This is a genomic window from Bacillus sp. ABP14, from assembly GCF_001831375.1.
GTDB lineage: Bacteria > Bacillota > Bacilli > Bacillales > Bacillaceae_G > Bacillus_A > Bacillus_A paranthracis.
In genome coordinates this window covers 1389991-1414732 of the sequence record NZ_CP017016.1, presented here as the reverse complement: position 1 = coordinate 1414732, position 24742 = coordinate 1389991, and the positions used below count along the sequence as shown (strand labels likewise).

Sequence of the window (24742 nt, the reverse complement as noted above, 5' to 3'; positions counted from 1 at the left end):
TTAGCTGTTTTTTCTTTTTTGAACTTGTACAATAAATTCTTTTTCATATTTCTTTCCATTTATATAGAAATCTCCCCATATTTTATACGTTCCTTCGGCAGGAAATGTAATGCGATATTGTAATTGCTCATCTGTATCAACAGGTATTGCATATAAAAAGTTTTCTCTCGTTTCATCCACGATATAGAGCGCCTCAATTTCTCCTCTCTCTGCATGTAATTTCAATTTCTCACCCTTTTTTGCTTGGAATTGAAATGTTAACGTCACTGGCTCATTCGGATGCAATGCACCAAATAAAAGAGAAACTTCATATTCCCCTATTTTTTTTGTAAGTACATTATCAATTGGAAATTTTACTTTTTTCTTATTTTTCTCGTCTATTTCTTTCCCAAAATCTTTCTTCGCAAATGAGTTCACAGACTTGTTTTTGTCTTCATATAAAAATATTGTATATCCTTCATCTCTCGCTATTTTAGAAGATACCTTATATGATCCACTCCCTGCAAATGTAGGTTTCATTTGTTGTACATGTTTTAACTTTCCGTCTACAATAACTGCCCGAATTTGATCATTCACACCACGAACTTCGTTATTTTTATTATTTAATAATTGAAACGAAATATCTACTTTCTCATTTCCTTTTCCATTTGACACATCCCATTTCACTTCCTGAACATCACCTACAGTCTCTGTAGTTTCCTGATACTTTTTTATGTAAAATCCACCTACTACAATAAATAACAAAGCAACAAATCCAATGACAAGATTTTTCAAGACATCACCTACTATTTTTATTGTCTCTGTTCATACAAAACTTCTTACTTATATATTCTAGATTGTGATTTATGAAATCCTCCTGTTTTGCACATATTACAAAGAATAAAAAGATTTTAATTAAAAGGATTCGTAGTGTATAATGCAAATGATATTGATTTCTATCAATACATTATAAGGAGGACTTTTCATGAGTGTACATATTGAAGCAAAACAAGGTGAAATCGCTGAATCTATTCTATTACCTGGTGATCCATTACGTGCAAAATATATTGCTGAAACATTTCTAGAGGACGTTACTTGCTATAATAACGTACGTGGTATGTTAGGTTTCACTGGAACTTATAAAGGAAAACGTGTATCTGTGCAAGGTACAGGTATGGGTGTTCCTTCTATTTCTATTTATGTAAACGAATTAATCCAAAGCTACGGAGTTAAAAATTTAATTCGCGTTGGAACTTGTGGTGCGATTCAAAAAGACGTAAAAGTACGTGACGTTATTATTGCAATGACAGCTTGTACGGATTCTAATATGAACCGTTTAACATTCCCAGGATTTGATTTTGCACCAGCTGCAAACTTTGATCTTTTAAAGAAAGCTTACGATGCTGGAACTGAAAAAGGCTTACACGTTCGTGTTGGTAACGTTTTAACAGCAGATGTATTTTACCGTGAGAGCATGGACATAGTGAAAAAACTTGGAGATTACGGTGTACTAGCAGTAGAAATGGAAACAACTGCTCTTTACACATTAGCAGCGAAATACGGTGTAAATGCGTTATCTGTATTAACAGTAAGCGATCACATCTTCACTGGTGAAGAAACAACATCTGAAGAGCGTCAAACTACATTTAACGAAATGATTGAAATCGCTTTAGATGCAGCAATTCAACAATAATACATTAAAGAACTCGTCATACGTCTGTCGAGTTCTTTTTATGTGACCTTTTATTAAAAACTACTTTCGAAAGAGACAGATTTTCTCCTCTACTTTTTTGTAACGTTTGTTATAATAAAGTAATCATTTACAGTATTTCTCACAAGAGGTGACGCAGTGAAAAACAGAAGTATCGTCTTTAAACTATTTCTATTAACATCAACATTATTTACAATCATATTCCTCCTTTTTTTCCTAGGGCAATCTCTATTTTTAGAAAAATTTTATATCAATAAAAAAGTAAAAACCGTTCAAACTGCTTTTGAAAAATTCGTAGCTAATTATGAAAAAAGCGAAAAAGATCCTGAGGAAGTTAGAAAACTAAAACAAGAATTTCATGATAAAACAAATGCTGACATGCAATTTTTAAATAAGAATGGCATTATTAAAAGCGACAACAATTACTACATTGATGTATTTAATCCTAAAAATCATGAAACATATTCCATTCCGCTTAATAATCTTTTAACACCCGAAGAATATAAGAAATTCGAAAACTTAGGATTGAAAAAAGACGATGTGATAAACGTCGTAGGTTTGCTACAAAACAAAACAATAACACCAATAAAATTGACAACAAATTATAATCATTGGCAAAACGAATATACCAATTCAGATTTTTCATCTATTAATGGTAATCCTTCTAAAAATAGACTTACAAACCGATACAAAACTGTTACTCAAATTGAGTTTACTGGTACTATATCTAAGTTACAGCTTCCATCGAAAGCCGAGGTTCGTCTTGCAAATGATATTGAAACATTACAAGCCGTTCAATATTTTGCAGAGCTTATTAGAAATGGCACTGCTAACTCGCAGCAATTAAACACTTATATCATAGATAGCGGGGAAAATATAAAGAATAGTATCTTTGTAAAACCTATTATAGAAAATGGAGAGATTACAGAATATGCTTTTGCGATAGCATCCTTGCAACCTGTTAATGAAGCGATGCTCGTTTTAAAAGATTATTATGTCTATGCCTTAATCATCGTATTTCTCGTAATTATTTTGTTATCCTTCTACTACTCAAAAATCATTGTGAAACCATTAATTAAAATCAATCGCGTTACAAAGAAAATGGCCAACTTTGATTTTAGCGAGAAATTACCTGTAACAGCAGACGATGAAATTGGCGGACTTTCTGGTAGTATTAATACGTTATCTGTAAATTTAAAAGATCGAATCGATCGATTAAATGTTGCAAACACAAAATTACAACAAGATATTGAACGTGAACGTCAATTAGAAAAAACGCGGAAAGAATTCATCTCTGGTGTATCACACGAATTAAAAACACCGCTCAGTGTAATTAGAAGTTTCGCAGAAGGAATTAAAGATGGTGTTAGTAAAGATACGACGTATTACACAGATGTTATTTTAGAAGAAACAGAAAATATGAACAGACTTATTGTTGAAATGTTAGAATTAGCAAAATTAGAATCAGGTACGTACAAACTAGATATGACGACATTCTCAATCGGTGAATTAATTCAACAAGTCTATACAAAATTATTATTTAGCATGGAAGAAAAGCATTTACAAGTGAACATAGATGTAGACTCTTCTATAGTTGTGAAAGCGAATCGTAGTCGTATTGAGCAAGTGGTTGTGAACTTACTTAGCAATGCAATTCGCTATACGCCAGATGGAGAAAAAATACAAGTCTCCGTTATAGCAATGGAAGATACAGTAAAAGTCGAAATCGAAAACACAGGAAATCCTATCCCAGAAGAAAGTCTTGAAAAAATTTGGGATCGCTTCTACCGTTTAGATGCATCTCGTAGCCGTCATACTGGTGGTACTGGTCTCGGTTTATCTATTGTAAAAAACATTTTAGATCTCCACCATGCTGAGTACGGTGTATATAACACGACTAATAGCGTTGTATTCTACTTTAATTTACAAAAAGTAAAAGAAGTCAAATAATTTGTCTTAATTTCACTAGGAGTTCACATGAAATTCACACTCTCCCTTTATAGTTAAAAACAAGTTAATCCTTTCCTTTACACATATAAAAGAGGAGAGTGCGTGAAATGAAACAAGCAGGACAACCTATTCAAAACGAAAAACAATTAGAAACTATCAAAAATATACTTTTACAATCTTCGAAACGTGATGGCTTACTATTCGTATTAGCTGTAAATTCTGGCTTAAAAGTAAGTGAAATCTTACAATTAAAAGTTAGTGATGTAATCGATGAAAACGAAAATGTTCGCCATTCCATTTTATTTTACAATGAAAAAGTAAAAAAACATAAATGGTTCGCTGTAAATGAAGACTTACAGCACGCAATCGAAGACTACATGAAAGAACGTAAAACTTGGAAACGTAATGAACCATTGTTAAAGTCTCAAAAAGGAACAAAATCTATTACGAGACAACATGCGTGGTACATTTTAAACAAAGCTGCAAAAGAAGTTGGATTAGAAGGGATTAGCTCACATACACTTCGAAAAACTTGGGGATATTGCGCATACAAATCAGGTGTTGATATCGCATTTTTACAACACTTCTTTGATCATAGTACTCCATCAAAAACTTTAAAGTATATCGGTATTGCTTAATAACTCTTATACATAAAAAAGGTTACCATTTATAAATGGTAACCTTTTTTATGTTTCACATTCTCTTTTCTTGTCTCTCCTATATTGTAGTGGTACTCTAATAGTAAGGGGGAGAAATTATGAACACTTTAACAATTGAATTACCGAAAGAAACGGCTGAAAAACTTGATTTATTGAAACAAGCTTATGAAAAGAAAACAGGTGCTTCTATTTCTGAGAGTACTCTTGTTCAAACACTTATCTCAAAAGAATTTATCCAAGCGATAACTCCTTTTGATTTACAACAATTCATCACTAGCAAAGAACAGCATTAATTGCTGTTCTTTTTTTATACTTTATCCCGCATTAACGGGCAGTATGACCCCCACCTCAAAATTCAGCGGAAGTAAAGAAGTTAGATGGAGGTCGGGCTGCCCGTAAAAGCCCGATTGGTGAGGGCTGATAATCAGTGGGGGATGAACAAAACCTCACTGATTAAAGTTTCACTTTATCAGGGGTTTGCAGGAAATCTACCTCGAAACAATTCTTTACTTTAGCCAAACTCCTATTAGGGATCTCCCTATCGTTACTATCCCATAAAAAATTTTTTATTTATTTTCAGGAAAACCATTGACAATGATAATGATAACCATTATCATTTATTACGAAGCCAACAATTGATGAATCAACCAAACGCTCAGTAACATTGTTACCCCTCTTTTTCATATAGAAAGGCACTGTACATTCCCCCTGTTTGTACAGTGCCTTTCTTGTTTATTATCACTCAAACAAATTTAATTGCTCAGGCTTTGGCTCACCATATGTAATGTTCATCATTTTCATAAGCTGTTTCGCATTATCAGCTGCATCTCCGCCTGAATTATTGTTAAATAATACGTATATGTCCTTTGTCTTCTTTTTTAATTGTTCTAGTCTTTCTACCCATTCTTCTAATTCTTTATTGTTGTAGCGATATAAGCAACGAACCGCTCTCCAATTTTCCCCTTTATCAAGCCAGCCATGAACATTTCGGCCATGAAAACGTATTAACACCATCTCTGCATTCGTTACTTCTAATACGAGTGGTACTGAACCCATCCCTGCCTGTGGCTCATCACAAATTGTATGAATCCATTTTTCTTGCTCTAGAAACTGTAACGTCTTATCTCTCATTTCTGGATAAAACCATGTTTGATTTCGAAATTCTATTGCACACGGCAAACCTTCCATTTTTTCTTTCGTATATCGAAGAAAATCTACATTTTTCTTTTTACAATCAAACCATGGTGGATATTGAAATAAAATCGTTTTTAATTTACCAGCTTCAATTAAAGGAAGAATAGATTGTTTATATACATCAAACATCTCATCGAACGTAGAAAAAGGAACTTCACCTTTCATATGTCCTGTCATTCCTTGATATGCTTTGACGATAAAAGAAAAATCTTTCGGTGTTTCCATTGCCCATTTTGTATAGTTTCGTGCAGGTTGCATCGCATAAAATGAACTATCCACTTCTACTATAGGGAAATACTCACTATATGTTCGTAATTTATTTCTATTTTCATAGGGGTCTATATATAAAGAATCATGATCTCCCCACCCTGTTACTCCAATGAAAAGCAAATATATTCCTCCCTTTTTAACTTCACCTACTATCCATTCTACTCACTTCCTGAACACTTCGACCAATCAATTTCATTAAGTAGTCCCTTCTTTAAGAGTATCCGTATAAAAATATGATATACTAGATGGAAGAATTTTTAAATTGAGGGGTTATTTATTTATGCTTCCAAAAGATGATATTGTGTCTCATGAAAAACGAATAGAAGAATTAGAAAATAAAGTACGTTTTTATGAAGAACTTGTGAATCAATTACCACATCATTTCACATATAAAAATCCACAGATTGGTTTACAAATAAAGAAAACGAGATCAACTCATTCTATTCAAAACATACAAAAAGAGAATAAAGAGGCTGATTTTCAGCTTACTTGCGATTCATTATTTTTATTTAAACAACTTGAAACATACTTTGTTCATATTTTTGATGCTTTTTCACATCATGTAACCTTTGTTGATAATAAAGGAAATATAACTTTATGTAATCAGGCTGCGGCAGATGATTTTGGTGTAGTACGAAATGATATAATTGGAAAGCCAATTCAACAATTACTAAAATTACCTGAAGAAAAAATTAAAGCTCTTGAAACATTAAGAACAGGCATGGAAATATATAATGAAGAAGTTTTAGACAAAAACTATGGTATTTTAAATAACCGAATTATTCGTGATTATAATGGAGAAATTTTTAGAGTTATTAGTGTCTTTCATTATTTAAACACAGAACGTGATGCAGAAAAATTTTCGTTAGCAGGGCGAATCGCAGCTGGTATTGCACATGAAGTCCGTAATCCTCTTACAACCGTACGAGGTTATTTACAATTTTTACAAGAAACTGTTTCTCCATCTAATAAAGAACTATTTAAAAACTTACTTATTCCTGAATTAGATCGCGCAAATAGTATCATTACAAAATTTTTATCTATTTCAAAAACACGTGAATTTACAAGAGAACCCTTTCCCATTAATACGTTTTTACGTGAGTATATTCAACAGTTACTAGCTAGCGAAGTCTTTTTACATAACATTTCAATTAATTATAATTTTTCTACCGAATTAGATGATATTTTAGTTCATATTGATCGTCATGAACTTGTGCAAGTTTTTTTAAACTTATTCCAGAACGCTGTCGATGCTCAAGGGGAAAAAAAACTTTCTATCCAAATTACTAGTTACCGCCTAGATAATTTTGTTCGTATTACTTTCACTGATAATGGGACTGGTATTCCATCAGCGATTCAAGAATATATCTTTGATCCATTCTTCTCAACAAAAGATTCCGGTACAGGACTCGGCTTGGCAGTAACAAAAAAAATTATTCAAAATCATAACGGTACATTAAAAATGACTAGTAATGAAGATGGTACTACTTTTACTATTTCAATTCCAATCTTACCTAAAACAGCCCTTGAAAGATTAAATCAAGACAAATAAAATCCAATCCACGAACTGCATGTCAATTGTTAAATCCCTTAACAATTGACATGCAGTTTTTTATGTTGAACTTTCCTTCTTTACATTATATGAAACCTTCTCTATATCTTACTTATTTGTTTGCCAAGCGGGCCAATTTCTTATTTTTTTAGAAATGGTAGTTTGTCCATCACGGATTTAGTATAAATTTCATTTTAATATATAGTAATGACTATTGATTCTATGAAAGAAAGGAATGAAAAGATGAACAATAAAAATAAAGGAAAAGTATTTTATGGTAATGACTGTTGCGAAGTCAGAGCTTGTAGTCATATTAACATCTCTAAGTCCGAACTTACAGAATTTGTTAGACTTCTTCAAGCTCTTGGCCAAGCTATTCAAGCTGTTTTTCAAAACCCTTCTCAAAATAATATCGATAACTTAATCGCTGCCCTAAATAACTTACAAAAATTTCTCAATTGCTTAGATTTATCTCCAGCACAAAAACAAATTGGAAATTCTATCATTGCTAATCTATTAACTATTTTAAGAACAACACCTTTCTCATGCGGAGCGTTGTACGTTGAACTACAAAGCCTGCTTAATTATTTATTGTATATCGCTAAGTTATTCAAAGTAGATTGTTGTACGACCGACAAACTAGTTAAACTTATAACCGAGATCCAAGCTATCCTAGTTCAATACGGATCAGGTTGTCTTGGAGGCGGAGGCGCTACTGGTGCTACTGGCGCTACTGGGCCTCAAGGACCGGCGGGGGCTACTGGCGCTACTGGGCCTCAAGGACCAGCGGGGGCTCAAGGTGCCACTGGACCTCAAGGACCTCAAGGCGCTCAAGGACCTGCAGGTGTTCAAGGCGCTACTGGACCTCAAGGGCCTCAAGGTATTCAAGGGCCAGCAGGCGCTACTGGTGCTCAAGGACCTCAAGGCGTTCAAGGGCCTGCAGGGGCTACTGGCGCTACTGGTGCTCAAGGACCTCAAGGCGTTCAAGGGCCAGCAGGCGCTACTGGCGCTACTGGTGCTCAAGGACCTCAAGGCGTTCAAGGGCCAGCAGGCGCTACTGGCGCTACTGGTGCTCAAGGACCTCAAGGCGTTCAAGGGCCTGCGGGGGCTACTGGCGCTACTGGTGCTCAAGGACCTCAAGGCGTTCAAGGGCCTGCGGGGGCTACCGGCGCTACTGGACCTCAAGGACCTCAAGGCGTTCAAGGGCCAGCAGGCGCTACAGGCGCTACTGGTGCTCAAGGACCTCAAGGCGTTCAAGGACCTGCAGGCGCTACTGGCGCTACTGGTGCTCAAGGACCTCAAGGCGTTCAAGGGCCTGCGGGGGCTACTGGCGCTCAAGGACCTCAAGGCGTTCAAGGACCTGCGGGTGCTACCGGCGCTACTGGACCTCAAGGTATTCAAGGGCCGGCGGGCGCTACAGGCGCTACTGGACCTCAAGGGCCTCAAGGCGTCCAAGGGCCAGGAGGGGCAACAGGCGCTACTGGTGCTACTGGACCTCAAGGCGTTCAAGGACCTGCGGGGGCTACTGGCGCTACTGGTGCTCAAGGACCTCAAGGCGTTCAAGGGCCTGCGGGGGCTACCGGCGCTACTGGACCTCAAGGACCTCAAGGCGTTCAAGGACCTCAAGGACCAGCAGGCGCTACTGGCGCAACCGGACCAGCGGGTACACCAATTCCTGTAACGATCGCCGCAATCGGAAACTCAAATCCACAAACTATATCACCTGGAACAAACCTTCAATTCAATCAAGTGTTTGAATTAACTAATATCTCTTTCAATGATACTTCAGATACTTTAACGATTTTAGAAACAGGCGTATATGATATTAGTTTCTCAGCGTCTACAACTTTCCCAGGGTCTTCACCATTTGGATTCGGTATTTCATTCAATGGTCAACCACCTACTCGTAATTTCTCAACTAACGTTATCGGTAGTGCTGTTTCTTTCTCTACAATTGTTACTTTACAAGCTGGTACAACGATTTCTATACAGCCTACAGCAAACACTATTTCTATTCCTAACACAGGCGATACAACAGCAACACTATCTGTATTCCGAATTTACTAATTTTCGCTTAAAAAGTATATTTATAATAATATGTATCGTTTAACCGTGCATTAAATCTCTCTTTATATAGAAAGGAGCACTTATTTGGGAGGATAAGTGCTCCTTCTTTACGTTTCTTTACCTCAAATTTACTCTATCTTAATCCTTATTTTGTATGATAAATAGTGAAGTCAAAGATATGAAAGAGGGATGAAAATGAGAGTTATGTCACTAATACGCATTTGGTTTGCACTTATGGTATGCATTATTTTATGTGTAGGATTTTTTTTAACTCTAAAATATTCCACTATATCAAAAGCAGAGAGAAAAACTGCTCCATACAAACTTTTGTATACAAAACAAAGCAACATCCCTTATTCCAATTCCACAAATAATGAAAAAAGGGTTATAAAAGGAATGCTTATTACGAAAGCTTCTAGTTCCGAGGCGTTACTCCAAATTGCTGAAACGATTAAAAATCAGTATACAAATAAAAAAATCGATGAAATTACACTTTCTATCCACAATGAGAATAACGGTAATTACGAAGAAGAATTACCTTATGAACCTATAAGCAAAGGTAGAATAAGTGTCACATACGATTCCGAATCCTATGGCAGTGCGAACATTATACTTAACGAATAATAGCTAATAAAGATAGATGAAAATCTCTACCATTTAAAGTTTCATTTTGTTTTTCATACAAAAAAGAGGCGAATTTCGTTATTCGCCTCTTTCTTTTACCAAAATGAAGGAATCCATTCTTTCACTTTATCAAGCCACTCTTGTTGCTCTTGTTTTCGTTGTTGTTCCTCTTCTTTCCTTCTCTTCTCTTCTTCTTTTCTTCGTTTTTCCTCTTCTATTGTAGTCAATTGTTTTTTATAATCAGCCTCAGATATGAGCGATAACTGAAATGCTTTTTGAGCTGGATTTGCGTTCGCTTTTTTCATAATATCCCGGAACATTGTCGTCGTAATTTGACTACCACCCGGAACATAATGATCGCTATCGGTTTTATCATACCCTACCCAAATCGCACCTACTAAATCTGGTGTGTATCCAACAAACCATGAATCCTTTGCACCGGTGCTCGGGCCATTTACAATTTGAGTAGTTCCTGTCTTACCTGCTGTATCAACATTATTAACTTTTGCCTTTTCGCCCGTTCCCTTTTCGACAACACCTTTTAATAAATATGTCATTTTTTGAGAAACTTTCTCACTCGTCACTCGTGTCTCTTTCTTATACCACTTTCCAAGCGTTTCACCTTCAGCATTTTGTATCTCCCTAATTGCATGAGCTTCCACTTGGACTCCGTCATTTGCAAATGTACTGTATGCTTGAGCCATTACAAATGGAGATGTCCCCACATGCATACCGCCTAAAGCAATCGGATACGTACGATCTTCTGGCACTAATGGAATACCAAATCGCTCTAAAGATTTCAATCCTTTATCTAATCCAATTTGTTCTAATAGCCACACAGCTGAAACATTATACGACTTTGCTACGGCTTCATACATTGTCACATCACCGTGAAAAGTATGATCGCTATTTTGTGGTTTATATTCTTTAATGTTAAATGGTTCATCTTTTAATATATCGTATACTTCATATCCTTGTTCTAACGCTGGTACATATACAGCCAAAGGTTTTAACGTTGAGCCCGGTTGTCTTTTTAATTGGGTTGCATGGTTAAACTGTAAAAACTGATACGGCCCTCTGCCTCCAACTAAAGCTGGTATACCACCTGTTTTGGGATTCATAAGAACTACACCCGTTTGCATGAGTTGGTCTGAGCCACTATCTTTGAAATAACTATCATTATTCACAACGTCTTCTACGGCCTGTTGTTTTTTCGGGTCAAGCTCTGTATAAATACGATAACCACCTGCTAAAATTTCATTTTGTGTTAATTCGTACTTGTCCATCGCCTCTCTAACAATATAGTCTACATATTGAGAGTATTTTCCCTTGTATTTATCATCAACGCCACGTTTTAACACAAGTCCACTCTCTTTTTCTTTATTATACTGTTCGTCCGAAATATACCCTTGCTCTTTCATTAAACTTAATACGACATTACGTCTTTCAATTGACTTGTTAAAGTTTTTATAAGGTGAATACGCAGATGGTGCTTTAATCAAGCCCGCAATCGTTGCTGCTTCTGAAATTGTTAAATCTTTTACATCTTTATCAAAATAAGATTTAGCTGCCCTTTTTATACCCCAAGCACCTTCACCAAAATAAATTTGGTTCATATACATTTCAATGATTTCATCTTTCGTATACGTACGCTCTATTTTTTTTGTTAAAAAATATTCCTTAATTTTTCGAGAGTATGTGCGGTCTTGTGTCAGAAATACATTTTTCGCAAGTTGTTGTGTAATTGTACTTCCACCTGCTACAACTTCTCCTGCTGTAATATTTTTAAAAACTGCACTTATAATTCCACTATAGTAAATCCCGTGATGGTTAAAAAATTCCTTATCTTCTACTGCAACAATGGCCTGAACCATAATATCAGGAATATCTTTCTTTTTTACGCCTTCTGTTTTAGAAGAAGCTAATTTAGTCGCAACTTCATTATTTGCATCATAAATTAAGGTCGGCTGCGGAACAGCTTGCTTTAATTCAGATATGTCTTGAATAGAAATTATTATATTTATAGCAATAAATAGAGTAGCGAGCAAACTTCCTAATACAATTAATGAATTACGAAGCTTCTTCCTCTTGTTGAACCACTCCTGCATTTTTTTTAAGTGAGTGTTCTTCAATTTCATTCGTTCACTTCCTTCGTTTGTTTACACTCTTCTCTTCAAAAGGAAGAATATACCTCCTTTTAAATTTATTATAATAACGTAGTCTTTCCTGTAGTGTAAAGCTTTTCTTTCACATTCATACTTTTTGCAAGAAAAGGACATTCTACAAGTAAGATATTCAATATTGATTATTAATATTATTAATACAACAATAAGAGTTATGTTAAGTTTTTGTAAACTTTTCGATAAAATGTTTTAAAAAACGACAGTTTTTTGTTAGAATTGACTAGCCAATATATTTTACATATATTACTTTTGTGGGGGTAACTAATAATGGTCTTTAAATCAAAAAAAGATAAATTTTCTGAAATGTTAATGAATGTTTCCGAAAATTTAAAAGAAGGCGCGCAGTTTTTCGTGGAGTATAAAATTAAAAATGCTAGCGATTTAAAAGAGTTTTCTATGCGCATGAAAGAGTATGAGTCAAAAGGTGACTCATTTATTCACGAAATCATTATGGAGCTAAACAAAGCGTTTATTACTCCTATTGAACGTGAGGACATCCTACAGCTTGCAATGAGTATGGATGATGTATTAGACGGATTAGATCATAGTGCTGGTCTATTCGAAATGTATTCTATTACAGAAGCTGATGAATACATGATTAAATTCGTAGAAGCAATTAATCAATGTGCGATTGAAATTGCAAACTCTGTTGAATTAATGTCTAACAAAAAATTAGTCGACATTCGTACAAATGCGATTAAGATTAAAGATTATGAATCACAATGTGATGATATTCGCCGTCACGCGATTAAGCACTTATTCTCTCGTGAAAAAGATCCAATTAAGATCATTCAATACAAAGAGATTTACGAAGAGCTTGAAGAAGTAGCGGATAGCTGCCAAAGCGTTGCAAACGTATTAGAAACAATTATTATGAAGAACGCGTAAGGAGTTTGATCATGGATACACTCTTGATACTGACCGTTTTAGTAGTCATTTGCGCTTTAGCTTTTGACTTTATTAATGGATTTCACGATACAGCAAACGCTATTGCAACGGCTGTTTCAACGAAAGCTCTAAAGCCTAGACATGCAATTATTATGGCAGCTATTATGAACTTTTTAGGTGCGATGACATTTACAGGTGTAGCAAAAACGATTACGAAAGATATCGTTGATCCGTTCGCTTTACAAAATGGTTCTCTTGTAATTTTAGCCGCTTTACTTGCAGCAATAGCATGGAATTTGATTACTTGGTACTACGGTATTCCAAGTAGTTCTTCGCATGCAATCATTGGCTCCATCGCAGGTGCAGCTATCGCTGCTGCTGGTTTTAGTTCATTAAACTTTAAAGGATTCATAAAAATTATTGAAGCTTTAATCATTTCACCAATTATCGCATTTGTTATTGGTTATATCGTATACAGTATTTTTAAAGTCGTCTTTAAAAACTTTAATTTAACTAAGACGAACAAAAACTTCCGTATATTCCAGATTTTCACTGCTGCATTACAAGCTTATACACATGGTACGAATGATGCGCAAAAAGCAATGGGAATTATTACAATGGCTCTTATGGCGAATAGTTATCATACTTCTAGCGACATCCCGTTCTGGGTACAATTATCTTGTGCCATTGCAATGGGTCTTGGTACTTCTGTCGGCGGATGGAAAATTATTAAAACTGTCGGTGGACAAATTATGAAAATTCGTCCTGTAAATGGTGTAGCTGCTGATTTATCATCATCTCTTGTTATTTTCGGGGCAACATTCATTCACTTACCAGTTAGTACGACGCACGTTATCTCCTCTTCTATTTTAGGGGTTGGTGCTTCTCATCGTGTAAAAGGTGTAAAATGGGGAACTGCAAAACGCATGTTAATTACTTGGGTTATCACACTTCCTATTTCAGCTTCATTAGCTGCTTTATTTTATTCTTTATTACATTTAATCTTTTAATTAAAAGTCGTCTTCCTTATTTTTCTAGGAAGACGACTTTTTTGTGAACAAAGCTTTTTCTCATGAAAAAGCGTGTATAATAATTGGTGGATAAGTTATATAGAGGAGTTGGCAATTTTGGAATACATCATGTTACTTTTCATCGGGCTAATCGCCGGGACAGTCGGGAGTCTAGTCGGACTTGGCGGCGGAATTATTATTGTTCCGTTATTAATCGGATTACATAGCCTGTCACCACAACTTGCAGTAGGAACTTCAATGGTAACAGTCGTTTTTACGGGACTATCTTCCACCCTTACTTATATGAAGCATAAACGAGTAGATTACAAAAGTGGACTTATTTTATTTATCGGGAGTGGCCCTGGTGGTATCATCGGCTCGTGGGCGAATAAATTTTTAAACCAAGATACATTTTCTTTATATTTTGGGATTTTTCTTATTTTTGTCTCCATTCTTCTTATGTTACGAGACAAATTAAAACCCCTTTCTTTATCAAATATGACTGTAATCAAGCGCTCTTTTACAGATAACGAAGGAAACACTGTACACTATCAATTCCCACCGCTTCTCGCTATCTTTATCGCCTTTATAGTTGGTTTTATATCTGGATTATTTGGAATTGGTGGCGGTGCTTTACTTGTTCCAGCAATGATGCTACTTTTTGCATTCCCAGCACATATTGCTGTAGCAACTTCGATGTTTATCGTATTTCTATCAGCAATTGTAAGTTCTGCAACTCACATCTCCCTTGGAAATGTCAGCTGGATTTACGCATTAATTCTTATTCCTGGTGCATGGATTGGTGGAAAAATCGGGGCATATATTAATACAAAATTAAGCGGTAACGCCGTAATTAATTTATTGCGTATCACATTAATTATTCTTGGGACTAGATTAATCATTACTTCTTTTTTATAACGCGTTCTTTTTAGAATGCGTTTTTTCTTATACACATGAATATAAAAATCCTCCTAAGAGAACAAATAAAATTAGACAAACACATAATAACATGTAATTGGAAATATGTACTTTCTTCACGTTGACCACTCCTATGACTGCGACTGTTATCTTTATGATAGCGAAAAAATAATTCAGTTGCAGTTACAAAGTGCTAACAATGCAAAATCATTTATTACAAATTTTATCCTTATATTTCATTTCTTTGTATATTCTATCGGTTTAATAAAAAAAGATGTCATATTGACATCTTTTTTAATGAAGAAGTGACCATCCCATAAAATCTTCATGTACTTGGCACGCCCTCTTATCGTTTCGATCATATAATTCAGCATAACTATCTGTTTCTTCATCATAAGCCATCGTATAAATAATTTGGCCATCTACTTCAACGGATAACACGACTCCACCTTTCATCTCTTCTACATGAATGATGGCATTCGCTGGAATTCTCATATCCGTCATTTTTATCGCATCTAACAATATACTAAACCCCCTACAGCGTATTCATTGCTAGTACTATTACACACTAAATAGTATACTACTGTAATAGCATATATTTCGTCAATGAAATTGCTGTTTAAAAACATATTGTCTGTATACATATACGCTAAAATAAAAGTAATAGAAATGTTTAAATGGGGGGCTAACATTGATTTTACACAAAGGAGATGTACTATTCCGTCAAGGTGAGGACGGTCCTTTATATTTTATAAAAACAGGTTTATTAAAAGTAGTAAGGTTAGAAGAAAATGGAACACCATTTCTATTCAATATTATCGTTCCAGGAGAAACGATACCTCACCATTCTTTAATTTCACCGAAAGAATATCACGGTACAGCAATCGCTTTAATGAAAACAGAAGTTGAACCTATAATGAGTAATGAATGGTATGATCAACTTCAAGCGGATCCTGCATCATATGCAAATATCGCTATGCAATTACAGTCAAAATTAAGAATGATGCAGCAACGTATCGACCAATTGACGACCGTCTCTCCGAAAGAACGCCTTCATCGCTTACAAGAATGGTTCACACTATATTTAGGTGACATTCCTATATATGAAATATTAACACAAACTGAAATTGGTCAACTGATCGGTATACGCCGTGAAACGGTAAATCGGCTATTACGAGAACAAATAAAAAACGAGGTAAAATAAATACCTCGTTTTTTTGCTTATTCAAACTACATCTATTGTAAGCTTGCTGCCGGACCGAAAAATTCATAATGAATATGCTCTTGTTTCACGCCTAAATTAGTTAGTGCAGCATTTATGTGTTTCATAAATGGTACGGGACCACAGAAATAAAATTCTGCTTCTGTTGTCGGAATAATCGTTTGCAACCATTCAGCGTCAATGAAACCTTCTTTATCAAAGTTTTTCATTTCCAGATCTTTTTCAGTCGGTGCCGAATAGCAAGTGTATGCTTTAACTTGTTCGTATTCATTATCTACTGCCTCAACGTGTTCTTTCATTGCATGTGTATTGCTATTTATCGCTGCATGAATAAAACATACATTACGTTTTGAATTTTGTTCAATTAACGTATTTAGCATACTCATCATTGGTGTAATACCTACTCCACCACTAATTAGTACAACTGGTAATGTTGAATCCATATTTAATACGAAATCTCCTGCAGGTGCACTTACTGGTAATATATCGCCTTCTTTTACATGATCATGTAAGTAGTTAGATACTTTACCATCCGGTGTATCTACACCTTTTTCTTTCTTTACACTAATACGATAATATTCTTTTCCAGGGGCATCTGATAAGCTATATTGACGATTATGTGTATATGTTTCACCTTCAATATTTATCTGAACCGTTACATATTGTCCTGGGATGAATGAAGAAACTTTCCCTCCATCTTCAGGTTTCAAATAAAATGATGTAATAACATCGCTTTCCTTCACTTTTTTAACAACTACAAAGTTACGGAAATCCTTCCATCCGCCCTCTTTATGTGCCGCTTCTTCATACATCTCTGCTTCAATGCTAATGAATGCATCAGCGATGACACCGTAAGCTTCTCCCCATGCGTTTAACACTTCATCAGGTGCACCTGCGACCTCTTTAATTGCACGTAGTAAACATGTACCTACAATCGGATAATGCTCTGCTTTAATACCTAAACTTCTATGCTTATGACCAATTTGTTTTACAACCGGAATAATAACTTCTAAATTATCAATATACGTTGCAGCTGCATAAACAGCATTCGCTAACGCTTGTTGTTGTCTTCCCTTTTTCTGATTTGTATGGTTGAAAATATTCAATAACTCCGGATGTTCCGAAAATAAAATTTCATAAAATCTCGTTGTAATTTCAACGCCTTTTTCCTGTAATAATGGTACTGTTGACTTTACGATTTCAATTGTTTTTTCACTTAACATTGTATCCCACTCCTCTATTTCCTTAACTGTTTTTAGTTTAACTGAATTGTATAATACAGATTGTGATTTTAATCACTATTAACACGGTGTTTTTGTGAAAAATATATGAACATTGTACGTAAAAAAGAAAATAAGCCAACTAGAATTTGAACTGCACCCCAATTGTTAGACACAGTCTAACAATTGGAGGTGCAGTTTTTTTATGACAAAATTTACGAAGGATTCAAAGTTAACGCTTGTTCAAGGATTTAATCCAAAAACAAGTTCTCAAGCAGAATATGCAAAACAGATGCATATTACAAAGGCACAATTTCAATACTGGTTGCGCTTATACGAACTTCATGGAGAAGAAGGTTTACACGAGGTCTATACAAATTACACCGTAGAGTTTAAACTAAACGTACTAAATTTTATGGCTCAATCGGGTATGTCGTTAATGGATACGGCAGCTACATTCATGATTCCTTCTTTTTCAACGCTTTATCAATGGAAGAAGCAATTTGAAGTAGGTGGTTTAGATGCCCTTGAACCAAAGAAAAAGGGGCGTCCATCCATGAAAAATAAAAACACAAAACAGGATACGAAAAAGATTCCGGTAGAAGGTTCAGTTGAAGCGTTACAAGCTGAATTAGAACGCTTACGTATGGAAAATGCGTATTTAAAAAAGTTGAATGCCTTAGTTCAAAACAAGGAAAAATCACGAAACAAGACAAGGCACAAGTAGTCTATGAATTAAGGCATGAGTTTCAAGTGAAAGAATTAGTAAGGTTAGCGGGTATCCCTCGAAGCACATATTACTTTTATGTAAAACAAATGGATAGAATCGATCCAGATGCGGATTTAAAAGTAGAAATTAAAGCGATTTATGATGAACACGAAGGTCGTTATGGATATCGCCGTATTCGTGATGAATTAGTTAACCGTAATCGAATAGTGAATCATAAAAAAGTGCAACGGATTATGAAAGAGTTAGGTTTAAAATGCCTTATACGTATGAAAAAATATAAATCTTATAAAGGAACAGTTGGTAAAATTGCACCCCATATTTTAGAACGTAATTTTACTGCATATGCGCCAAATGAAAAATGGGTAACCGATATTACGGAATTTAAATTATTTGGTGAGAAACTTTATTTATCACCTGTATTAGACTTGTATAATGGTGAAATTATTACCTATACAATTGGCTCTAGACCGACTTATTCACTTGTTTCAGAAATGTTAGAGACAGCATTAGAATGTTTACCTGAAAGTCACCAATTATTGATGCATTCAGATCAAGGTTGGCATTATCAAATGAAACAGTACCGTCACGCATTACAAGAAAGAGGTATCGTACAAAGTATGTCTCGTAAAGGCAACTGTTACGACAACGCAGTAATGGAGAATTTCTTTGGCATCATGAAGTCTGAATTTCTCTACATAAAAGAATTTGAAAGTGTAGAGCATTTCAAAATAGAATTAGAAAAATATATAGATTATTATAATACGAAACGGATTAAGGCAAAATTAAAAATGAGCCCGGTACAATACCGGACTCACTTTTATCAAGCTGCCTAATGAAATAACCGTGTCTAACTTTTAGGGGTCACTTCAAATTCTAGCTAGCTTATTATTTAGACTGAATAGCTTGTTCAATTAATCTTATATCTTTCCCACCTCCAAATTCTGTATACCCCCAGATGTTCGTTTCACCCCTATATTTATTTACGATAATATCTAAGTCATGATATACACGATGTGCGTAAACTACATACTCAATATTTTGAAGTTCCACACCTTTTTTTGCAATTTCATAGCTTCTATTTACATCACGTTTTATTTTTTCATTCTTTATGTCTGTATGTATATTTTTTAACGATGATTCTTGTTGTTGAAACCATTGTTTAAATTGGTTCCAGTCCCCTTCTGTATAATTCTCTGCTTTACCATAATTTAAGAAATTATTATAACTTTCATGTGTCATACGAATAAAATCTAGTACTTTTGTCTCTTCTTGCACATCTTCTATTTCAGATGTTGTACTTACCCCAGCGGGCTTATTCGCATAATGTAATAATACTTTCATAAGACTATAGCTCGCAATGATCATTACGGTAATAATCACGAATACATTTAACAATTTCTTCATATACAGAACTCCTTCTCTACTAAAGTTATTACAATGTATGACTATACTTGTAACATTCTCTCGTAGAAATATAATTCCTGTATAAATTCTCCCTATCATTTCGACAATATTCTTTTATACATTTCTCGTTGGCAAATGTTCTTGTAAAACAATATATCCTTCATAAGCTGCGTAACCGAGTATAGCCATTAATCCGATATAACAAGCAAATACCGTCCATTTCGTTTTCGTATCCACTTTATAATAGTTTTTCTGTTGTCTCTTTTCTGCATCCCATTCCTGTATTTTTCTTTCTGACAATTCAAACGCTGCTCTTATATGAATGGTATGTGTTTCTTTTTCATCTTTATATGGGACTTAATCTAGCGGCTCAAACTTTCGTAACAGATACTCTAATACTTCAATTTTTGAAGCTCTCCTTTTTTTAATTCTTTCCCTCTTTCTTTTTGCCTTAATACATTTATTTCATGTTGCATCATTTATGACATCTTTTTTTCTATTGTTAGAAATAATGTTTATATAATCCATTTTTAGCCAAAAATATAAATAAAAGGAGGTGCACACAATTGAATTTACAATCTCTCATAATAGGCGCTCTATCGTTTTTAGCTTCAACTCTTATTTTTTATACCGTTTGTTACGTATTATTATTAGATTTGTTGCCTAATCACGTATTTATTGCCCTTATCATCCTTTCCGCTCTTATGATTTCTTTCCTTATTACACGAAAATCAATGAATGAGCCATCTGCAAAAGCAAAGTAATAGAGAGGGGCGTCCCCTCTCTATTATCATTTCCTAGGAAAGTACATATAAAATTGACAAATTTTTATTCACCCCAATCTGTAAGGACTAAATAAAGATTCACTTTACCTTTGTAAATTCATTTTTTCACCATACTCTTTAACAATTTGAATAATATTTTGAAAAACACCTATTTTTTCTTGTTTACTATTTAATATTTTCAAATCATAATTTTCATAATATGTTTCTAATGCCTTTAATTGTGATTCTGAAGCACCTTTTACCTGCACAGTAGCATGTAATTCATACTGTTTATATCCTTCCTTTACCTTTTCACCTAAAATTTCTTCACTCTCTTTTGCTCCAATTAATTTTTGAACTTTTTCCGGATAAATGACTTGCAAATAATACTCTCGTTCCTTCTCTAACTTGTTGTATAGTGATTGTGAAATCGTATACCGTACCGTATAATTCACTTTTTGATCACTTGCTTTAATATGAAACGCGGTAATCTGCAAATCTTTTTTTGTTACTTCCGTTAAAGGACCTACCTGCTTCTCATCTTCTTTTTGTTCTGAAACATTTGGAAATATAGCCAAAAGCTTTTCTGTATCTTTTTTATTCAGCATATACATAGATTTCTTATGTTGTACCCAACCTCGTCTGTCTTCTCCTCTTAGCCATGCATAATACGTTTCTTTCTTCCCATCTCTACTAATTTGTATTTCATATTCGGGTTCACCAAAGCTCCCTGTTATTTCTTGTTTCTCCGCTTTATCCATAATGTCTATTACTAACTTAGCTTCCGATTCCTGTAACTTTTTCTCTTTATGTTTTTTTTGTATAACAGTTACCCCTATTGTTTCTTTCACTTCATTCACCGTCTCTTCTACTTTTTCTGTTTCTTTTTTTGGCTCAGTTTGACTACAAGATGCTAGTAACATAGCAAACAACAATAATAATACATATTTCCTTTTCAACTTAATCCTCCCTTTACAATAAGAAATCCTTATAATCTTCATACCAAAAACAAAAACGTGACACACTATAAAATACGCTATACTAAGCATTGAAAGGAGGTCTTTTTCATGTCTATTAATTTTCACGATGCAAACAATAAATACACATACGCACAGCGAAACGCCCATATTTCTTGGGGAGAAATGATAAAAAGTATTACAAATATACAAAACAAGCAAATAATTGATATCGGCTGTGGTGGCGGAATTTATACGAAAGAACTTGCTCTTATGGGAGCAAAAAGTGTTGTTGGACTTGATTTTTCAAAAGAAATATTACAGGCTGCAAAAGAAAATTGTAGCGGATTTTCAAATATTTCATTCATTCACGGTGATGCACATAGCGTCCCATATCCTAATGATACATTCGACATTGTTATTTCGCGCGCAGTTATTCATCATTTACAAGACGTTCCTACATTTCTACGTGAAGCTTCTCGTATATTAAAGAAAAACGGTGTACTTATTGTACAAGACCGAACTATTGAAGATTGTACGATCCCTGGAAGTCCCGAACACATCCGTGGATATTTTTTCTCTATCTTTCCAAAACTCATTGAAATCGAATCAAAAAGACGTCCAAAAACCACCACGATACAGCAAGAATTACAAAAACATTTTCTTTACGTTTTCCCGACTCAAACACAATGGGAGATACGAAAAATACATGGTTCTGTAGAGGCATTATTGCAAGATTTATCACCTCGAACAGGCCGATCCATTCTATATGAACTAACAGATTATGAACTTTCTCAACTTCTACAACAAGTAAAGACCGCCTTACAAAACGTCTCTCCTATTATCGAAAGAGATCGTTGGACTATTTGGAGCGCCATGAAGTTGTAAGGAAGGAAGCCTCACAAAATAATGTGAGGCTTCCTTCTTTCATAATCTAATTTTGCAACACTCTTGATATCCTCCACTTCTGGCCTGTGCACTTCCACACTTCGGACATACTAAATATCTAGACTGATTTGTCAACAAACTACCTTTTTGAAAGAGTAAAACTTCTGCTTGTTTAAACGAACGCGAATAATATAACCACATAAAACCAATTATAGCAATAATGCCAAATAATACTCCCATCGCAAGCATTTCAGTCACCTCTTTTGGTTTGTTCTTTCCAGCAAGTGGATTGTTGTATTATTCTCTCTAAATTCAAACAATCCCTTCTTTACTCCTATAAATATCAACTTTCTCTATAATTTTTACAATTCTCCGCAAATTTTTACTTCTGTTTTACAATTCAATTTACATCAACTATTCATTTCAAAACAAATAACATTTCCGCATATATATATTTTATTAAAAAATATATTGACTTTCTAAAAAAAAAATGTGACAATACTGTCAGAATACTTGAATAAAAATTCATTGACGAGAACGAGTACGTTATAGAACTGTTCCCCAGAGAGTTGGCGATTTGCTGAAAGCCAACGTTCAGTGCGTAGCCGAAAATCATCTCCGAGAAGTAGAACCGAATGTTATAGTAAGTTCTTACCGGCTGTCCCCCGTTACAAGGAACACGTATCATGTTGTACGTTGCAAAGCCGTATACATATAGAATTATTTCTACATGTATAAATTAGGGTGGTATCGCGGGTAAATATAACTCGTCCCTTTCTTTAGGGACGAGTTTTTTGTGTTCTTACAAATGAATTTTAAAAAAGGAGGAAAAACAATGAACACTGTATCAAAAAAACATATTTTTTTCACGGGTCTTATGCTATTTTCTTTATTTTTTGGGGCAGGTAATTTAATTTTCCCTCCCATGCTTGGACAAAATGCAGGCGAAAACTTTTGGCCGGCAATGATTGGATTTTTACTAACAGGAGTCGGTTTACCACTACTAACAGTTATCGCAATTTCTTTATCAGGAAATGGTATGCAGCAACTTGCAAGTCATGTTCACCCATTATTCGGAATATTCTTTACGGTAGTTGTATACATCGCCATCGGTCCTTCTATGGGTATTCCACGCGTTGCAAATGTCGCTTATGAAATGGGCGCTAGTTCTTTCTTACCAGAAACGATTCGCTCTAGCAACCTCGTACTTTTTGTATATACAATCATCTTCTTTGCTATCGTATATTGGCTGAGTTTGAATCCATCTAAACTTGTAGATCGTATTGGAAATATATTAACACCTATTTTATTACTCTCTATTTTCTTATTGTTTGTTAAAAGTGTCTTTACACCACTTGGACAATCAGGACCTGCAATGCAAGAGTATCAAACTTCTCCGATTTTCAAAGGCTTTATGGAAGGATACTTAACGATGGATACCATTTCAGCACTTGCATTTGGAATTATCGTTGTAAATACCATTCGCTCTAAAGGTGTAAAGGATCGTAAATCCATTGCCATCGCAACAGCCAAAGCTGGACTTATTGCTGCTACTGGCCTCGTACTTGTATATGGTGCGCTTGGCTGGCTCGGTGCAACTAGCGTCTCGCTCGGATATGCAAAGAATGGTGGGCAATTACTTACTGTGATCGTACAACAATTATTCGGTCCATATGGTCTACTTTTATTATCTCTTATCGTTACACTCGCTTGCTTAACAACATGTGTTGGACTTGTATCTGCATGTAGTCAATATTTCTCGACATTATTGACTAAATTTTCATACAAAACGTTCGCAAGTATCATTTGTGTATTGGGATTATTAGTTGCCAACTTAGGTTTAACAAAAATCATTTCCATCTCTGTTCCAATTCTACTTGTTGTATATCCAGTTGCGATTGTACTTGTTCTACTATCGTTACTTCATAAATATTTTGGTGGATATCGCTCTGTTTATGTAGGTGCTTTAATTGGAGCTGCAATTGTAAGCGTATTTGATGGATTAAAACAAGGTGGTATTTCAGTTTCATTTATCACATCATATTTTGAATTTATCCCTTTATATAATGAAGGAATAGGTTGGCTAGTACCTGCATTAGCCGGAGCTCTTATTGGCCTTGCAATCGCTAAGCTAAGTGGCGCGAAAAAAGTTCCCTTACTAACCGAATCTCATGAAGTAAAAGCATCCTAAAAAACTCCCGAAAGGGAGTTTTTTTACTTTTGATAAGCGCTATGATTAAAACTACTTATTTTATACGCTTTCGTATAATAATCAATATTTGTATCCACTGTTTCTACTTTGACAACATCGTAGCACTCTTCTTGCTTTACTAAAAATAAATAGTACTCTTCTGTCGCCTCAACAATTGCAATTTTATCTGTTTCAACATTATATTCTTCACAAAGCGCTTGTAATGCGTTCACATAGTCCCCTAATTTTTTAGACTTACCCATGCCGAATATAGTTTGAACTAGCATATACATTCTCCCCTTTGTATGTACTGTTAACAACCAAATGATAACGCTTACATTTATTGGCGTCAATAAAAAGAT

24 protein-coding genes, 1 pseudogene and 1 other annotated feature are annotated in these 24742 nt (G+C 34.8%); of the genes and pseudogenes, 15 read left to right on the top strand and 10 right to left on the bottom strand.

All coding sequences use genetic code 11. The annotated features are described in order from the left end of the window. The gene (locus BGI23_RS07445; RefSeq protein WP_070805602.1) at window positions 1-789 is read right to left on the bottom strand and encodes a hypothetical protein; all 789 of its coding nucleotides are present in this window, start codon (window positions 787-789) and stop codon (window positions 1-3) included. A 175-nt stretch (window positions 790-964) separates the two neighbouring features. On the opposite strand from BGI23_RS07445, the gene deoD reads away from it, so the two are divergent. The 4 genes from deoD to BGI23_RS07425 all read left to right on the top strand — a co-directional run bounded on the left by deoD (window position 965) and on the right by BGI23_RS07425 (window position 4592). Then, window positions 965-1672: a purine-nucleoside phosphorylase gene (gene deoD, locus BGI23_RS07440; RefSeq protein ID WP_000110703.1), complete on the top strand. Its 708-nt coding sequence runs from the start codon at window positions 965-967 to the stop codon at window positions 1670-1672. A gap of 156 nt (window positions 1673-1828) precedes the next feature. Further along, window positions 1829-3640, top strand: a complete 1812-nt coding sequence (locus BGI23_RS07435) for a sensor histidine kinase (RefSeq protein ID WP_000797495.1) — start codon at window positions 1829-1831, stop codon at window positions 3638-3640. Window positions 3641-3747: 107 nt separating this feature from the next. Then, window positions 3748-4278, top strand: a complete 531-nt coding sequence (locus BGI23_RS07430; RefSeq protein WP_000806236.1) for a tyrosine-type recombinase/integrase — start codon at window positions 3748-3750, stop codon at window positions 4276-4278. A 119-nt stretch (window positions 4279-4397) separates the two neighbouring features. After that, a complete protein-coding gene (locus BGI23_RS07425) occupies window positions 4398-4592 on the top strand; it encodes a DUF3924 family protein (protein ID WP_001094859.1) in 195 nt (64 codons plus the stop codon). Window positions 4593-5037: 445 nt separating this feature from the next. On the opposite strand, the gene BGI23_RS07420 is transcribed toward BGI23_RS07425, so the two are convergent. Continuing rightward, the gene (locus BGI23_RS07420; protein WP_000897342.1) at window positions 5038-5883 is read right to left on the bottom strand and encodes a DUF72 domain-containing protein; all 846 of its coding nucleotides are present in this window, start codon (window positions 5881-5883) and stop codon (window positions 5038-5040) included. Window positions 5884-6043: 160 nt separating this feature from the next. Between BGI23_RS07420 and BGI23_RS07415 the strand changes: the two genes are divergently transcribed. The 3 genes from BGI23_RS07415 (at window position 6044) to BGI23_RS07405 (ending at window position 10006) form a co-directional block, all read left to right on the top strand. Further along, window positions 6044-7315 (top strand): PAS domain-containing sensor histidine kinase, encoded by a 1272-nt coding sequence (locus BGI23_RS07415; protein WP_000937011.1) that lies wholly within the window; start codon window positions 6044-6046, stop codon window positions 7313-7315. A 243-nt stretch (window positions 7316-7558) separates the two neighbouring features. Continuing rightward, window positions 7559-9382, top strand: coding sequence for a Gly-Xaa-Xaa repeat protein (locus tag BGI23_RS07410; protein ID WP_070805601.1), 1824 nt, complete (start codon window positions 7559-7561; stop codon window positions 9380-9382). Window positions 9383-9577: 195 nt separating this feature from the next. Then, window positions 9578-10006: a hypothetical protein gene (locus BGI23_RS07405; protein ID WP_070805600.1), complete on the top strand. Its 429-nt coding sequence runs from the start codon at window positions 9578-9580 to the stop codon at window positions 10004-10006. A gap of 95 nt (window positions 10007-10101) precedes the next feature. Here BGI23_RS07405 and BGI23_RS07400 read toward each other — a convergent pair whose 3' ends face one another. Continuing rightward, the gene (locus tag BGI23_RS07400; RefSeq protein WP_000769281.1) at window positions 10102-12144 is read right to left on the bottom strand and encodes a transglycosylase domain-containing protein; all 2043 of its coding nucleotides are present in this window, start codon (window positions 12142-12144) and stop codon (window positions 10102-10104) included. Between the two features lie 312 nt (window positions 12145-12456). Here BGI23_RS07400 and BGI23_RS07395 point away from each other — a divergent pair, with 312 nt between their 5' ends. The 3 genes from BGI23_RS07395 to BGI23_RS07385 all read left to right on the top strand — a co-directional run bounded on the left by BGI23_RS07395 (window position 12457) and on the right by BGI23_RS07385 (window position 15005). Then, the gene (locus BGI23_RS07395) at window positions 12457-13077 is read left to right on the top strand and encodes a DUF47 domain-containing protein (protein WP_000231448.1); all 621 of its coding nucleotides are present in this window, start codon (window positions 12457-12459) and stop codon (window positions 13075-13077) included. Window positions 13078-13088: 11 nt separating this feature from the next. Further along, window positions 13089-14087 (top strand): inorganic phosphate transporter, encoded by a 999-nt coding sequence (locus tag BGI23_RS07390; protein ID WP_000380271.1) that lies wholly within the window; start codon window positions 13089-13091, stop codon window positions 14085-14087. A 117-nt stretch (window positions 14088-14204) separates the two neighbouring features. After that, window positions 14205-15005, top strand: coding sequence for a sulfite exporter TauE/SafE family protein (locus tag BGI23_RS07385; RefSeq protein WP_000455758.1), 801 nt, complete (start codon window positions 14205-14207; stop codon window positions 15003-15005). A gap of 294 nt (window positions 15006-15299) precedes the next feature. Here BGI23_RS07385 and BGI23_RS07375 read toward each other — a convergent pair whose 3' ends face one another. Beyond that, window positions 15300-15527: a hypothetical protein gene (locus BGI23_RS07375; RefSeq protein WP_000882907.1), complete on the bottom strand. Its 228-nt coding sequence runs from the start codon at window positions 15525-15527 to the stop codon at window positions 15300-15302. A 169-nt stretch (window positions 15528-15696) separates the two neighbouring features. On the opposite strand from BGI23_RS07375, the gene BGI23_RS07370 reads away from it, so the two are divergent. Continuing rightward, the gene (locus BGI23_RS07370; protein WP_000600590.1) at window positions 15697-16209 is read left to right on the top strand and encodes a Crp/Fnr family transcriptional regulator; all 513 of its coding nucleotides are present in this window, start codon (window positions 15697-15699) and stop codon (window positions 16207-16209) included. A gap of 32 nt (window positions 16210-16241) precedes the next feature. On the opposite strand, the gene hmpA is transcribed toward BGI23_RS07370, so the two are convergent. After that, the gene (hmpA, locus tag BGI23_RS07365) at window positions 16242-17450 is read right to left on the bottom strand and encodes an NO-inducible flavohemoprotein (protein WP_070805599.1); all 1209 of its coding nucleotides are present in this window, start codon (window positions 17448-17450) and stop codon (window positions 16242-16244) included. Window positions 17451-17652: 202 nt separating this feature from the next. Between hmpA and BGI23_RS27180 the strand changes: the two genes are divergently transcribed. Beyond that, window positions 17653-19010, top strand: a protein-coding gene (locus BGI23_RS27180) for an IS3 family transposase (protein ID WP_157441027.1) whose coding sequence is annotated in 2 segments (ribosomal slippage) — window positions 17653-18109 and window positions 18109-19010 — 1359 coding nt in all. Because the reading frame shifts where the segments join, the coding sequence is not laid out codon by codon here. A gap of 52 nt (window positions 19011-19062) precedes the next feature. Here BGI23_RS27180 and BGI23_RS07350 read toward each other — a convergent pair. After that, window positions 19063-19581, bottom strand: a complete 519-nt coding sequence (locus tag BGI23_RS07350; protein ID WP_070805597.1) for a hypothetical protein — start codon at window positions 19579-19581, stop codon at window positions 19063-19065. Window positions 19582-19695: 114 nt separating this feature from the next. Then, window positions 19696-20060 (bottom strand): annotated as a pseudogene (locus BGI23_RS27175) (site-2 protease family protein); the annotation flags it as partial. A gap of 87 nt (window positions 20061-20147) precedes the next feature. Between BGI23_RS27175 and BGI23_RS07340 the strand changes: the two are divergent. Further along, window positions 20148-20345 (top strand): hypothetical protein, encoded by a 198-nt coding sequence (locus tag BGI23_RS07340; RefSeq protein WP_070805596.1) that lies wholly within the window; start codon window positions 20148-20150, stop codon window positions 20343-20345. 104 nt (window positions 20346-20449) lie between these two features. Here the strand turns inward: BGI23_RS07340 and BGI23_RS07335 are convergent, their stop codons facing one another. Then, complete coding sequence (locus tag BGI23_RS07335; protein ID WP_070805595.1) at window positions 20450-21304, bottom strand: YhfM domain-containing protein; 855 nt, start codon at window positions 21302-21304, stop codon at window positions 20450-20452. Window positions 21305-21412: 108 nt separating this feature from the next. Between BGI23_RS07335 and BGI23_RS07330 the strand changes: the two genes are divergently transcribed. Then, window positions 21413-22189 carry a class I SAM-dependent methyltransferase gene (locus BGI23_RS07330; protein WP_070805594.1) on the top strand — a complete coding sequence of 259 codons (777 nt, stop codon included), beginning with the start codon at window positions 21413-21415 and terminating at the stop codon, window positions 22187-22189. 39 nt (window positions 22190-22228) lie between these two features. Here the strand turns inward: BGI23_RS07330 and BGI23_RS07325 are convergent, their stop codons facing one another. Next, complete coding sequence (locus BGI23_RS07325; RefSeq protein ID WP_000880630.1) at window positions 22229-22438, bottom strand: hypothetical protein; 210 nt, start codon at window positions 22436-22438, stop codon at window positions 22229-22231. Window positions 22439-22708: 270 nt separating this feature from the next. Next, window positions 22709-22967, top strand: a binding site (T-box leader). 57 nt (window positions 22968-23024) lie between these two features. On the opposite strand from BGI23_RS07325, the gene brnQ3 reads away from it, so the two are divergent. Next, window positions 23025-24380 (top strand): branched-chain amino acid transport system II carrier protein BrnQ3, encoded by a 1356-nt coding sequence (brnQ3, locus tag BGI23_RS07320; protein WP_001099145.1) that lies wholly within the window; start codon window positions 23025-23027, stop codon window positions 24378-24380. Between the two features lie 23 nt (window positions 24381-24403). On the opposite strand, the gene BGI23_RS07315 is transcribed toward brnQ3, so the two are convergent. Continuing rightward, window positions 24404-24742, bottom strand: coding sequence for a DUF3922 domain-containing protein (locus BGI23_RS07315; RefSeq protein ID WP_369805084.1), 339 nt, complete (start codon window positions 24740-24742; stop codon window positions 24404-24406).